At 63.3% G+C, this 11445-nt stretch carries 12 protein-coding genes; 7 read left to right on the top strand and 5 right to left on the bottom strand.

Features of this window, described 5'->3' with window-relative positions:
- Nucleotides 1-256 precede the first annotated feature (256 nt).
- Entirely contained in the window at nucleotides 257-1150 is an 894-nt protein-coding gene (locus tag PWG15_RS30885) for a DMT family transporter (RefSeq protein WP_275025381.1), read from the bottom strand.
- A 290-nt stretch (nucleotides 1151-1440) separates the two neighbouring features.
- On the opposite strand from PWG15_RS30885, the gene PWG15_RS30880 reads away from it, so the two are divergent.
- The 6 genes from PWG15_RS30880 (at nucleotide 1441) to PWG15_RS30855 (ending at nucleotide 6682) form a co-directional block, all read left to right on the top strand.
- On the top strand, nucleotides 1441-2772 hold the full coding sequence (locus tag PWG15_RS30880; RefSeq protein WP_275025379.1) for a PQQ-dependent sugar dehydrogenase: 1332 nt from the start codon (nucleotides 1441-1443) through the stop codon (nucleotides 2770-2772).
- A gap of 108 nt (nucleotides 2773-2880) precedes the next feature.
- Complete coding sequence (locus PWG15_RS30875) at nucleotides 2881-3399, top strand: SRPBCC family protein (RefSeq protein WP_275025377.1); 519 nt, start codon at nucleotides 2881-2883, stop codon at nucleotides 3397-3399.
- Nucleotides 3383-3712 carry an ArsR/SmtB family transcription factor gene (locus tag PWG15_RS30870; RefSeq protein ID WP_275025374.1) on the top strand — a complete coding sequence of 110 codons (330 nt, stop codon included), beginning with the start codon at nucleotides 3383-3385 and terminating at the stop codon, nucleotides 3710-3712. Before PWG15_RS30875 ends, PWG15_RS30870 begins: the two co-directional genes overlap by 17 nt.
- Nucleotides 3713-4053: 341 nt before the next feature.
- Entirely contained in the window at nucleotides 4054-5580 is a 1527-nt protein-coding gene (locus tag PWG15_RS30865) for a sensor histidine kinase (RefSeq protein ID WP_275025373.1), read from the top strand.
- Nucleotides 5577-5960, top strand: a complete 384-nt coding sequence (locus tag PWG15_RS30860; RefSeq protein ID WP_275025372.1) for a response regulator — start codon at nucleotides 5577-5579, stop codon at nucleotides 5958-5960. The genes PWG15_RS30865 and PWG15_RS30860 overlap by 4 nt, the downstream gene beginning before the upstream one ends.
- 137 nt (nucleotides 5961-6097) lie before the next feature.
- Nucleotides 6098-6682, top strand: a complete 585-nt coding sequence (locus PWG15_RS30855; RefSeq protein ID WP_275025371.1) for a cysteine hydrolase family protein — start codon at nucleotides 6098-6100, stop codon at nucleotides 6680-6682.
- 47 nt (nucleotides 6683-6729) lie between these two features.
- On the opposite strand, the gene PWG15_RS30850 is transcribed toward PWG15_RS30855, so the two are convergent.
- A complete protein-coding gene (locus tag PWG15_RS30850; protein ID WP_275025370.1) occupies nucleotides 6730-7932 on the bottom strand; it encodes an MFS transporter in 1203 nt (400 codons plus the stop codon).
- 142 nt (nucleotides 7933-8074) lie between these two features.
- On the opposite strand from PWG15_RS30850, the gene PWG15_RS30845 reads away from it, so the two are divergent.
- The gene (locus tag PWG15_RS30845; protein WP_275025368.1) at nucleotides 8075-8638 is read left to right on the top strand and encodes a TetR/AcrR family transcriptional regulator; all 564 of its coding nucleotides are present in this window, start codon (nucleotides 8075-8077) and stop codon (nucleotides 8636-8638) included.
- Between the two features lie 13 nt (nucleotides 8639-8651).
- On the opposite strand, the gene PWG15_RS30840 is transcribed toward PWG15_RS30845, so the two are convergent.
- From PWG15_RS30840 to PWG15_RS30830, 3 genes are read right to left on the bottom strand one after another with little or no spacing between them, the layout of a single operon-like run.
- On the bottom strand, nucleotides 8652-9467 hold the full coding sequence (locus PWG15_RS30840; RefSeq protein ID WP_275025367.1) for a carbohydrate ABC transporter permease: 816 nt from the start codon (nucleotides 9465-9467) through the stop codon (nucleotides 8652-8654).
- Nucleotides 9464-10405 (bottom strand): carbohydrate ABC transporter permease, encoded by a 942-nt coding sequence (locus PWG15_RS30835; RefSeq protein WP_275025366.1) that lies wholly within the window; start codon nucleotides 10403-10405, stop codon nucleotides 9464-9466. The genes PWG15_RS30840 and PWG15_RS30835 overlap by 4 nt, the downstream gene beginning before the upstream one ends.
- Nucleotides 10402-11433 (bottom strand): aldo/keto reductase, encoded by a 1032-nt coding sequence (locus PWG15_RS30830; RefSeq protein WP_275025365.1) that lies wholly within the window; start codon nucleotides 11431-11433, stop codon nucleotides 10402-10404. Before PWG15_RS30830 ends, PWG15_RS30835 begins: the two co-directional genes overlap by 4 nt.
- Between the last annotated feature and the right edge of the window lie 12 nt (nucleotides 11434-11445).

The raw sequence follows: 11445 nt of genomic DNA, 5'->3' as shown, positions 1-11445 counted from the left end.
CGGTGCTAACGAACGCTCGCGAATCAGCCAGCGGTATTGGTAGCTCTCGCTATCTGAGCATGGTTAACGAATTGCTACCACCGCTTGCTTTTCAGCCACGGATCTCGACCTCAGCATCTGAATTAATCAAATTAAATCAATATATTGGCTATGGTTGTTCTGAGGTGCTCCGCGAATGCGAACCGCGAAGCCGCCGATCGCGCGAGGGGTGGCCATCTCGCGCTGCTTGGCCAGAGAGCCATGCCGTGACTGGGCGTCAGCGAATGAAGATCAGCGCCATGCCGAGGACGACGAGGGTAGCGCCGGCCCAGGCGCCGGCGGCAGGCCGTTCGCCTGTCCTCAGCCACAGCATCGGCAGGATCATGACCGGTGAGGTCGCCGACAATGTCGATACGATGCCCACCTTGCCGCCCGAGAGCGCGAAGAGCAGCAATGTCATTCCCATGCCAAGAGCCAGCACCCCGGTCAGCGCGGTCATTGCGGCAACCTTCAAGGTCAGCGGTGCCCTCGGCTTGACCGAAGGAATGGGCAACTGGAGCAGGATGCTCAGACAGAAGGCCGCAATCCCGACGCGCAGCATGGAGGCGACGAATGGATCTATGCCGGCGGCCATGACCGGGCGCACGATGATCGAGCCGATCGCCTGGCCCGTGGCGGCGCCGAGACCGAGCAGCACGCCGATCCACAGCGGCCCCTTGACCTTTTCCCATTCATGCATCTGCGCCCGGCGCTTGCCGAACAGAATGGCGAGGAAGACGCCGGCGGCCGTCAGTGCGATGCCCGCGACGGCTGTTGGCGACAGCGCCTCGCCAAGCACCAGCCAGCCGAGAAAGGCGGCGATCGGCGCGTTGAGAGCGAAGAGGATGCCGGAACGGCGCGGACCGAGCCGGTTGAGCGCGGCGAAGAGCAGCGTGTCGCCGATGAAAATGCCGATCAAGCCAGACAAAAGCAGCGGCGTGACGCTTGTGGCATCCAGCTCACGCCACGACCCGGTGGCGAGCACATAGATTGCCAGAAGTCCGGTGACGAAGATCTGCCGAAGGCGGTTGAAGGCGGGTGCGCCGAGATGGCCGGCCGGTCCGGCCGAGATCAACCCCGTCAGGGCCCAGCAGGTGGCGGCCCCAAGCGCGGCGAGTTCATGAATTGGCATGATGTTCCGATCGGTAGACTGCGGCCCCGAAGGAGCTCTCCTCGGCCTCCGTTAAAGCTTGAGCGAGCGGCATTCGTCCAGCGCTTTTTCCGCCGCATCAACAGGGCGCTTCGGGCCGGGCGGCAGAGAGTGAAGCAGGGTTGATCACGGTCGTCTTGCGCCAACAGGCGATCGGTCCAAGGGCCCAGGCACTGACGTTGATTCCGAATGAATTTTTCAGCACTTTTCTCCTGGTGATTGGCGCGCCTGAAGCCGGCTGCCGTCAGGTTTGGACATCAAGGGAATCCGCCATGAAAAAGCTCCTGATCGCCCTGCTGGTCTTCGGCGCGCTTGCGGCCGCTGGCGGCGTCAGCCTCGGCTATCTGTCGCGACGGGAGGCAACGGTGCCGATCGAAAAGACCTACGGTCCTGATCCGGTCCTGGTCGAACCGAAGGTGGAGCTCGTGCCGTCCGTCAGTGTCGCGGCAGCCACGCCCTGGCCTGCGGGCACGATGCCAACGGCTGCGCCGGGCCTTGCCGTCAAGCAGTTTGCAGGCGATCTCGATCATCCCCGCTGGCTGCACGTGTTGCCGAATGGCGATGTGCTGGTCGCTGAAAGCAATGCGCCGCCCCAACCCGATCCCGGCTTTTCAGTGCGGGCCTTTGCTGCCCAGCTTATCCAGGGCCGGGCTGGCGCGCGAAGTCAGAGCGCCAATCGCATTTCGCTGTTGCGCGATGCGGACGGCGACGGCGTGGCGGAAACGAAGACGCCCTTCATCACCGGGCTCAATTCGCCTTTCGGCATGACATTACTCGGCGACAAGCTCTACGTCGCCAATGCCGATGCGATCGTTGCCTTCCCCTACCAGGAAGGCGCAACCGAAATTGCGACGCCCGCGGAAAAGATCGTCGACCTGCCGGCAGGCCGCAACCACCACTGGACGAAGGATGTCATCGCCAGCCTGGACGGGTCGAAGCTCTATGTCACGGTCGGCTCCAATTCCAATGTCGGTGAGAACGGCATGGAAGAGGAAAAGGGACGTGCCGCCGTGCACGAGATCGACCTTGCCACCCGGCAGATGCGGCAATTCGCATCCGGGCTTCGCAATCCCAACGGCCTCTCATGGCAGCCGGATAGCGGTGAACTGTGGGTCGCCGTCAACGAGCGCGACGAGCTCGGGCCCGACCTCGTTCCCGACTACATGACCTCGGTCAAGGACGGCGCCTTCTATGGCTGGCCCTATAGTTGGTACGGGCAGCACGTCGACGAGCGGGTCAAACCGCAGGCCCCGGAACTCGTGGCGCGCGCGATCAAGCCGGACTATGCGCTCGGTCCGCATACCGCCTCGCTCGGCCTGACCTTCAACACCGGCGACCTGTTTGGGCCGGAGATGAAGAATGGCGCCTTCGTAGGCCAACATGGTTCGTGGAACCGGATCCCGCGTAGCGGCTACAAGGTCATCTTCGTGCCCTTCGCCAACGGCAAGCCGTCCGGCCCGCCGTGGGATATCCTGACGGGTTTCCTGACAGACGACGGCAAGGCGCTGGGTCGGCCGGTCGGCGTTGCCATTTCCCGTGATGGCGCGCTGCTCGTCGCCGACGATGTCGGAAACAAGGTGTGGTGGGTGGCGCCCGCACCGTGAGCGATCTGGCGGCGCTGGGCCAACGGAATTAACGTGCAGCTAATTGGTTGCGTGTTTGTCTGTAGCCCGTATACTTGCAACCAAGTCGTTGCACGAAAGGAAAGCGTCATGAGCTCATTCGATCGTATCGAGAAGGCAATCCTGCTGCGTGCGCCGATCGAACGCGTATGGCGGGCGATAACCGATGTCTCGGAATTCGGGCAGTGGTTCGGGGTAAAGCTGAACGAGCCGTTTGCTCCGGGGCGAGCCGTAACCGGCTCCTTTGCGGGAGAGTTCAACGCGGAGAATATCGCCGCGTACCAGGCTTCGATCGGTCTCGAGCCGGCACCGATCCGCCAGCCCGAACCGAATGCCGTCTTTTGCACCGTAGAGCAGATGGATGCGCCGCGGCTTTTCAGCTTCCGCTGGATCCCCTACGGCCTTGATGCCGAATGCGATCCGGCGCGGGAGCCGACCACGCTCGTCGAATTCCGGCTGGAAGCGGTTGGCGGCGACACGCGAGTGACGGTCACGGAATCGGGCTTTGAAGGCGTGCCGGCGCATCGGCGCAAGCGCGCATTTCTCATGAATGACGGCGGCTGGAGCGCCCAGATTGAAAACATCAAGCGTCATGTCGAACACGCCTGAGCGGGAACTGGCAAGCCTGTTTGCCGCACTTGGCGATGCGACCCGCCTCGCTCTGGTCACGCGGCTTCTGGCGGCCGGTGCCCTCTCGGCAACCGCACTGTCCGAGGGGCAGGCGATCACCCGGCAGGCGATCGTGAAGCATCTGCAGGTGCTGGTATCGGCAAAGCTGGTGGTGCACGAGCGTCAGGGCAAGGAGGTCCTTTACGCGGTCGATCCGCGCCGCCTCGAGGAGGCGCGCGCGTTTCTGGGTGCGATCGCGGAGGGCTGGGACAAGGCGCTCGGACGGCTCAAGTCGCTTGTCGAGGCGCCGTGATGCTACTTCGGCCCTGACGGCCGGATCAACGTGCCTGCGGCAGCCTGGATAACCTTCCCGGTGATCCCTCGTTTTAAGGAGAAACAGCGCTGCGGCTGCGTTTCGAAGGTTTTCCCGATAGGCGAGCCTGTTTCGCGCCGATCAAGGCCAAGGGTCCCGCACTTGGGTCAATGCTCGCACGTGTCCGTGATCGGTCCAATCCACCCCTCGTGAAGGGTTGAAATCGAAGCGCCCCGCTACAGTTGGTTTCTTTTGGTCGCCGGGCGTTGGACCGCGGATTTGCGATCGCAGCCTTCAGCGGCGGTCACGGTCGATTGCTCACCGGGACCCGGGGTGCAGACATGAGGCAGAGTGCGTCCGGCGTAGATAGCTCCTGGATCAAGAAGGCGGATGAACTGGCGGCTCTGTTTCAGTTCACGGATGCGCTCTATCGTGCCAATTCGCTCGCCGACATTTTCGATGCCACGTTCGATGCGATCGAGCGAGCCTTGCGCTGCAGCCGCGCCTCCATCCTGCTTTTCGACCCTACGGGGGTGATGCGTTTCGTCGCCTCGCGCGGGCTCTCCGAAAGCTATCGCCGGGCTGTCGACGGGCACTCGCCGTGGAGGCCCGGTGATCGCGAGGCCACCCCGATCTTCGTCAGCGACATAGAGCTTGCCGAAGAGCCCCGGGCGCTCAAGGATACCATACGGGGCGAGGGGATCCGCTCGCTCGCCTTCATTCCCTTGACCGCCAACGGCGTGGTCATCGGAAAGTTCATGACCTACCGCGAAGTGGTGCACGTCTTCACGGAGGAGGAGGCCGTCCTCTGTCTGACGATCGCTCGGCAATTGGGCTTCAGCATCGAGCGCAGACGGATCGAGGAGGCGCACCAGCGTGCCGAGGAGGGATTTCGCCGCAGCAACGAGCGGCTGCGGATCATCCTCGGCAGCGCCAGCGAGTATGCAATCATCACGCTTGACGGTGCCGGACGGATCGCAAGCTGGAACAGTGGCGCCGAACGGCTGCTCGGTTATCGCGAGACCGAGATTCTCGGTCAGCCGGGCGGCATCTTCTTCAGCCCGCAGGACCGCGCTTCGGACGTCCCCGAGCAGGAAATGCGAACGGCGCGCAAGGAGGGTCGCGCGGCCAACGAGCGCTGGCACTATCGCAAGGATGGATCCCGCTTCTGGGGCTCCGGGGTGATGCTTCCCGTCGAGGAGAGCGGACCGGACCGCTACCTCAAGATCTTCAGGGATCGAACCGAGGAGCGCGGGGCAGAAAAACGCCAGAAGCTGCTGATCGGTGAGCTCAACCATCGTGTGAAGAACACGCTGGCAACGGTGCAGTCCCTTGCCGAACAGACACTGAAGAGTGCGGATACGCCGGAGGCCTTTGCCGAAGCGTTCAACAGCCGACTGCTTGCTCTTGCCCGGGCGCATGACCTGCTGACCCGCGAGGCATGGCAGGCGGTCTACCTGAACGACATCGCCCAGGCGGTTCTCGCAGCCTGGCTCGAAGACGGGCGCGTGGCTCTCCACGGACCTTCGGTCCGCATCAGCCCGAAACAAGCCCTCGCCCTTTCGATGGCGTTCAACGAGTTGCTGACCAATGCGATCAAATACGGTTCTCTATCGAGCCCCCGAGGCCGTGTTGCATTGTCATGGCAATGTAGCGACCTGTGTTCGATCCGGTGGGAAGAGCGCGGAGGACCGCCGGCATCGCACCCTCAGCGCCAGGGTTTCGGGCTGCGCGTCCTCAATCGCGGCCTCGCCAGTGAGCTGGGACACCCAGTCGATCTCCGGTTCGGACCAAAAGGTGTCACCTGTACGATCGGGACGGACTTCGTCGACGGTGAGCGTGCCGGCATGGACGACAGGGGGGAATGACCATGTCTGGGACATTGGTGGGACGCCGGATACTTGTCGTCGAAGACGAGATGCTGGTGGCCATGTCGATCGAGGACACCTTGGTCGATGCCGGCGGCGAAGTGATTGGTCCAGCGTCAACGGTCGCGCGGGCATTGGGATTGCTGCAGGAGGAGACGAAAATCGACGCCGTCGTGCTCGACATGAATCTCCAGGGGCACAGCGGGCTCCCGGTCGCGGACGCATGTGATGAAAGAGCGATTCCCTTTCTCGTATTGAGCGGCTACGGCGACACGGCCCTGAGTGGTACGCACCATGCTGCCCCGATCCTTTCCAAGCCTTTCGCGAGTGCGGTGCTGGTGAAGACACTCACGACGCTGTTCGATGGCAAATGCTCGTGACGGGTCGGGGCGGCCCGGTTTCTGACGTCCGTATCGATCGCGTACAGCCGGGATAAGGAACCGCATTTCATCCCGTGGAGTTTGTTCTTTGGACCCAAATGCGTTGGGTGGCCCAATGTGTCGAGTGGATTGTGATCATGAACGCGGAACGCTGGACTCATATTTGCGTCGACATGCAGCGAATGTTCAGCGAGGAGAGGCCGCGGCAAGTGGACTGGATGGCGACAATCGCCGACCAGGTGTTGGAGGTTGCTAGCCGCTTTCCGGATCGTACCGTCTTCACCCGGTTCGTCCCGCCACATTCGCCGGCGGAAATGCCGGGCATGTGGCGGCCCTATTATGAAAAATGGCCGATGATGACCGCGACGCGGCTCGATCCGGGCCTGATCGATCTCCTTCATCCCCTGCAGCGCCTGGTGCCGCCCGCCCGTGTTCTCGACAAGCGCACCTATTCACCCTGGTTAAGCGGCAAGCTCGAAAACCTGCTCGCTCATCAGGACGTCGGAACGATCGTGGTGACCGGCGGCGAGACGGATGTCTGCGTCCTTGCGACGGCGCTCGGAGCGATCGATCTTGGCTACAGGGTGATCCTGTTGAAGGACGCAGTCTGCAGCTCGGTCGATCAGACCCACAATGCTGCGCTCGACTTTCTTGGTAATCGCTTCTCGATTCAAGTGACGATCGCGACGACCGAGGATTGGCTTTCGCTGGCGCGGACCTAGACGGCGCCCGTTCGGGGCGCCTTTCCGGGCCCACCTCAGCGCCGCATTCAAGCCATGCTTGGTTCCCTTTCCGGCGATGTCCGGCTGGCCATCAGGCCCACGAGACCGACGCCGATGATCGCCGCCGCATAGATGTCGGTCGTGAGTTGGTAGCCCACAGCCTTCGCCAGGAAGCCGGCCAGAATTGCCGGCAGACTGAACGCCAGATAGCTCTGGATGTAGATGGTGGACAGCAACCCGGCGCGCTCCTCGGCTTTTGCCAGCGGCATGACCGAGCCGAGCGTGGCAAGGAAGCTCGTGCCGAAACCTATGCCGGTGAGAAGCGTGCCGGCGATCAGGATGGGGACATAGGCGAGATGCGTTCCGGCGACCACAGTCAGCATGCCGAAGGTCGTGCTCAAGACGCCGAAGGTCAGGTTTGCCTGCGGGTGGCGCGCACGCCGAAGGAAGACGCCGAACGCACCGGCAGCCATCAGCGCCGCGACCACGGCACCCCCGGTGAGCGGGTTCTTGCTTCCCGTGGTGGCGGCCACAAGCGAGGGGACGAGCGAGAGGTAGAACCCTCCAAGCGCCCAGTTCGCGACGTTTACGGGAGTGACGAGCGCCAGCGGCCGTTTGGCGCGCTGCGGAATGGCAATCCGCGGCATGAGCGAGGACAGCGCTCCGGGGCGGCGCGAGCCGGTTTCCGGTATCAGCCAGATCGCCGCCGCCTGGACTATGAAGCCGACGAACAGCAGCACATAGACGAGATGCAGCGGATAGGGGCCATACTGGATCAGCGCGCTGGTGCCAAGCGCCCCGACCGCCAGGCCGATCAACGGTGAGAGCGAGTTGACCAGCTGCCCTCGGGCGTGGTCGACATCGACGAGCGCCGCGCCGATCGAAGCGCCGGCAACGCCGGTCGCAAGACCCTGCACGATGCGTGCTGCGATCAGCCAGTCGGTTCCATCTGCAAGGACGAACAGGGCCATTGCCGCCATCTCGACGAGCAGTGCGCCGAAGATCACCGGCTTGCGCCCGAGATGATCCGAGATCGAACCGGCGATCAGCAATGCCATGAGAAGTGCGAAGGCATAGACCGCAAAAATGACGGTCATCTCCACCGGGCTGGCGGCGAAGTTCTCCTGGTAGAAGCGGTAGAGCGGGGTTGGGGCCGAGGAGGCGCCGAAGAATGTCGCGAGCGTAACGGCGTAGAAGGCAATGGGACTTGCCGGGCGAGCGCTCTCTCTGGATTCGGAGGAGGAAGACATCTATATAACCCTTAAAGCTAAATCGTTGCGTTTGGCAGATTTAGGTGTGCTTCATCATAAAAGCAAATTATTTGCTTTTATGCTGTTGTGAGAATTTCTGAAGCATCGGCCGCGCGGCCGAAGAAAGACGGGGTTGAAGCGAATGGCGACAAAGGAAGGCCCACGGCCCGGCGGACGCAGCGCCCGGGTTCAGGCATCGGTTCACAAGGCCGTGCAGACCTTGCTGGCGACACTCGAGCGCACCGAGGTCACGGTTCCGCTGATCGCGGCGGAAGCGGGTGTTACGCCTTCGACGATCTATCGCCGCTGGGGCGACCTGCAGGAATTGCTCGCAGACGTCGCGGTCGAGCGGCTGCGCCCCGACATGGTGCCGGTCGATACCGGACGTTTTGGCAGTGACCTGATGGCCTGGGCTGAACAGTATGCCGAGGAAATGTCCTCGGGGCCGGGTCGCGAAATGATCCGTGACGTGCTGGCGGCGCAGGATGGCAACGGCGCCTACCAATGCTGCAACTTCACCAGACAGCAGATCGAAGTTATAGCAGAACGCGCCGAGGCGCGTGGCGAAGTCTTTCCGGATGTCGAGACCGTCATGGACGGCGTCGTCGCGCCGATCATGTACCGGATCCTCTTTGGCGGTGCGCCGGATGCGGCGCATGTCGAGCGTCTGGTGACGGCGTCGCTGACTGTGAAACCGGCGTTGTAAAGAAGCCTTTCGCCTACTTCACGGCGCCATGGGCAAGTCCGCTGACCAGATAGCGCTGCATGAACAGCGCGATCAGGTAGACCGGCGCGATGCCCGCGAGCGAGGCCGCGGCCATCTGGCCGAAATTGACCAGCCTGTCGCCCTGGAAGAGCGAAATCCCGACCGGCAACGTTCGCGTGGCATCGGAGAAGGTGAAGGCGGAGGCGAAGAGGAACTCGTTGTAGGCGAGCACCGTGACGATGATGAAGGTCGCGACGATGCCGGGCGCAATGATCGGCGTCACGATCTGCAGCAGTATGCGGAACGGTCCCGCTCCGTCGATGGCGGCCGCCTGTTCGATCTCGAGCGGCATCCGGCGCAGGAAGGGTGTCAGCAGCCAGAAGGCGACGGGCACGTTGGCGAGCCCGTAAACCAGAACCAGGCCGGCGCGCGTATCGAGCAGGCCGCTCGTCTTCAAAAGGAAGAACAGCGGGATCAGCGCCACGATTGGCGGCGCCATGTAACTCGAGAGCGTCACGTCCGAGAGCCATTGACCGCCGATCTTCAGCCGCAGGACCGCGTAGGCCGAAGGCAGCGTGAGCGCGATGGTGAGCAACCCCGCAAGCAGCGACACGGTTACGGAATTCACGATGAAGCCGACGACATTGGCCGCCTCGAAGGCCGCCGGCCAATTGGCAAGCGTTGGCGTCGTCGGCCAGAAGGAGCCGTTCAGCACGTCGTCCTTCGTCTTCAGGGAAACGGCGATAAGATAGAGGATGGGCAGGGCGAAAAAGCCGATGATCGGCGCCGTCGCCAGGCCCAGCCAGAGATGGCGTGCGGCAAGCCTCATATCTCGCGTCTCTCGAACCGTTGGTGCATGCGCACGACCGGCAGCGTCGCCAGACCGATGACCAGCGCATAGATAATCGTCTCTGCGGCCGCCCGACCGACATCGAACTGCTCTATCGCCCGGCGATAGATGGAAAATCCGGCGGATGTCGTCGCAAAGCCCGGTCCGCCGAAGGTGAGGATGTAGACGAGGTCGAAGAGCTTGAACGAGAGGATCAGCTTCAAGAGATAGATCGACGAGAGCGGTGCGGCGACGAGCGGCAGCGTGATGTGCCAGAAGCGCTGCCAGGCATTCGCGCCGTCGACAAGCGCCGCTTCGTGGACGCCCTCGGGGATCGTCGAAAGCGCCGCGAAGCAGAGAATGACGATGAAGGGCGTCCATTGCCAGAGATCGGCGACGGCAATCGCCAGCCAGGCCAACAGGGGGTGGCCAAGAAAGGAAATCGGCTGGGAGATCACGCCGTAGTTGATCAACGTGCCGTTCAACAGCCCGCCCGCCGGCGCGAAGATCAATTTCCAGGCGATACCGACCATGACGGGCGGGGTCATCAGAGGCAGCAGCACGAGGCTCATCAGGAAGCGGCCGCCTTTCAAGAGCGACGCGAACAGCAGCGCGATCAGGAAACCCAGTGCAAGTTGCAGCAGCGACGTCGACAGCGCATAGGCGACGCTTCTGCCGATTGCCGAAAGGAAGATCGGATCCTGAAGCGCGGTTGCGAAATGCTTGACGCCGACGAAACCGCGAAACGGCTTTCCAAGCGTGCTCTTGCTGAAGGCGAGCCCCAGCAGGAAAACCGTCGGGTAGAGCGTCGTGACGGCCAGAGCGAACACGACGGGAGCGATCCACAATGCACGGCCGAAGCGGACCCATAGAACGTCTCGGCGCGCAGTATGTCGGCTCGCGTCTGGCCCAAGGGCGTCGAGGGTGAAGGCGGTCATGCGGCCTCTGCCAGAGCCGGCCGTGTCGGCCCGCTGCCGGCCCGCGTGGCGACCAGCATGTCCTCGATGTCATCGAGATCACCGGCGGTGAGCGTGACGGTTGCCGCTTCGATCCAGCCGTCGATATGCGTCGGTTGGCGTGCCCCGATGATCGCGCCGGTGACACCGGGCCAGGAAAGCGCCCAGGCGGCCGCGATCGCGGCAACGGTCGTGTTGTGCCGCGCGGCGATGGGCCTCAGTCCTTCGGCGAATGCGAGATTGCGGTGCAGAGCCTCGCCGGAAAACTCCTCGTCGCGCGACCGCCAGTCGTTCGTCGGAAGCGCCCGGGCGCGGGCCGGCGTGAAGGCGCCGGTAAGCAGGCCGGATTGCAGCGGACTGTAGGCGATGACGCCGCTGCCATGCGTCTGCACCCAGGGCAGCTCGTTCTCGGCAAATGCGCGTTTGATCGCGGAAAAGGGAGGCTGCACCACGTCCACGGGAGCGACCGCGGCAGCGCGCTCCAGCAGGTCCCGGTCATGGTTCGAAAGCCCGATCGCCCGGACCTTGCCCTCCTTCTTGAGGTCGGCAAAGGTTGCCCAATAGTCTTCGACCGGCGTGCCGTCATTGGTCGGCCAATGCATCTGATAGAGGTCGATGACCTCGACGCCCAGCCGCTTCAGGGAGGCCTCCACCTCGCGGCGCAGCGATTTGGTATTGCCGATGCGGGCCGGAAGAGCGTTGCGGTTGTCCGGATCCCAGACCAGTCCCGCCTTGGTGAAGATCAGCGGGCGCTCGGATTGCGGTATCGTCGAGAGCGCTTCACGAACGATCTCCTCGGAATGACCGAGGCCGTAGACGGGTGCCGTATCGATCCAGTTGATGCCGCGCTCGACCGCATGGCGGATGGCTGCGATAGACTGGCTGTCGTCCTGGCTTCCCCAGCCCCATCCCCAATCGGGGCCGCCGATCGCCCAGGCGCCGAAGCCGACGGGCGTGATGTCGAAGCCGGTACGGCCGAGCCTGCGCTTCGGCAAGGTTTCCGTGGTCATGATCTTTTACCT

The organism is Ensifer adhaerens (genome assembly GCF_028993555.1).
Classification (GTDB): domain Bacteria; phylum Pseudomonadota; class Alphaproteobacteria; order Rhizobiales; family Rhizobiaceae; genus Ensifer; species Ensifer adhaerens_I.
The sequence above is the reverse complement of the archived record's forward strand: the minus strand, read 5'-3'. Positions and strand labels throughout refer to the sequence as shown.

Bases quoted from the DNA above. Each gene is read 5' to 3' on its own strand.
- PWG15_RS30885 (WP_275025381.1), bottom strand. From the start codon at position 1,150: ATGCCAATTCATGAACTCGCCGCGCTTGGGGCCGCCACCTGCTGGGCC.
- PWG15_RS30880 (WP_275025379.1), top strand. From the start codon at position 1,441: ATGAAAAAGCTCCTGATCGCCCTGCTGGTCTTCGGCGCGCTTGCGGCC.
- PWG15_RS30875 (WP_275025377.1), top strand. From the start codon at position 2,881: ATGAGCTCATTCGATCGTATCGAGAAGGCAATCCTGCTGCGTGCGCCG.
- PWG15_RS30870 (WP_275025374.1), top strand. From the start codon at position 3,383: ATGTCGAACACGCCTGAGCGGGAACTGGCAAGCCTGTTTGCCGCACTT.
- PWG15_RS30865 (WP_275025373.1), top strand. From the start codon at position 4,054: ATGAGGCAGAGTGCGTCCGGCGTAGATAGCTCCTGGATCAAGAAGGCG.
- PWG15_RS30860 (WP_275025372.1), top strand. From the start codon at position 5,577: ATGACCATGTCTGGGACATTGGTGGGACGCCGGATACTTGTCGTCGAA.
- PWG15_RS30855 (WP_275025371.1), top strand. From the start codon at position 6,098: ATGAACGCGGAACGCTGGACTCATATTTGCGTCGACATGCAGCGAATG.
- PWG15_RS30850 (WP_275025370.1), bottom strand. From the start codon at position 7,932: ATGTCTTCCTCCTCCGAATCCAGAGAGAGCGCTCGCCCGGCAAGTCCC.
- PWG15_RS30845 (WP_275025368.1), top strand. From the start codon at position 8,075: ATGGCGACAAAGGAAGGCCCACGGCCCGGCGGACGCAGCGCCCGGGTT.
- PWG15_RS30840 (WP_275025367.1), bottom strand. From the start codon at position 9,467: ATGAGGCTTGCCGCACGCCATCTCTGGCTGGGCCTGGCGACGGCGCCG.
- PWG15_RS30835 (WP_275025366.1), bottom strand. From the start codon at position 10,405: ATGACCGCCTTCACCCTCGACGCCCTTGGGCCAGACGCGAGCCGACAT.
- PWG15_RS30830 (WP_275025365.1), bottom strand. From the start codon at position 11,433: ATGACCACGGAAACCTTGCCGAAGCGCAGGCTCGGCCGTACCGGCTTC.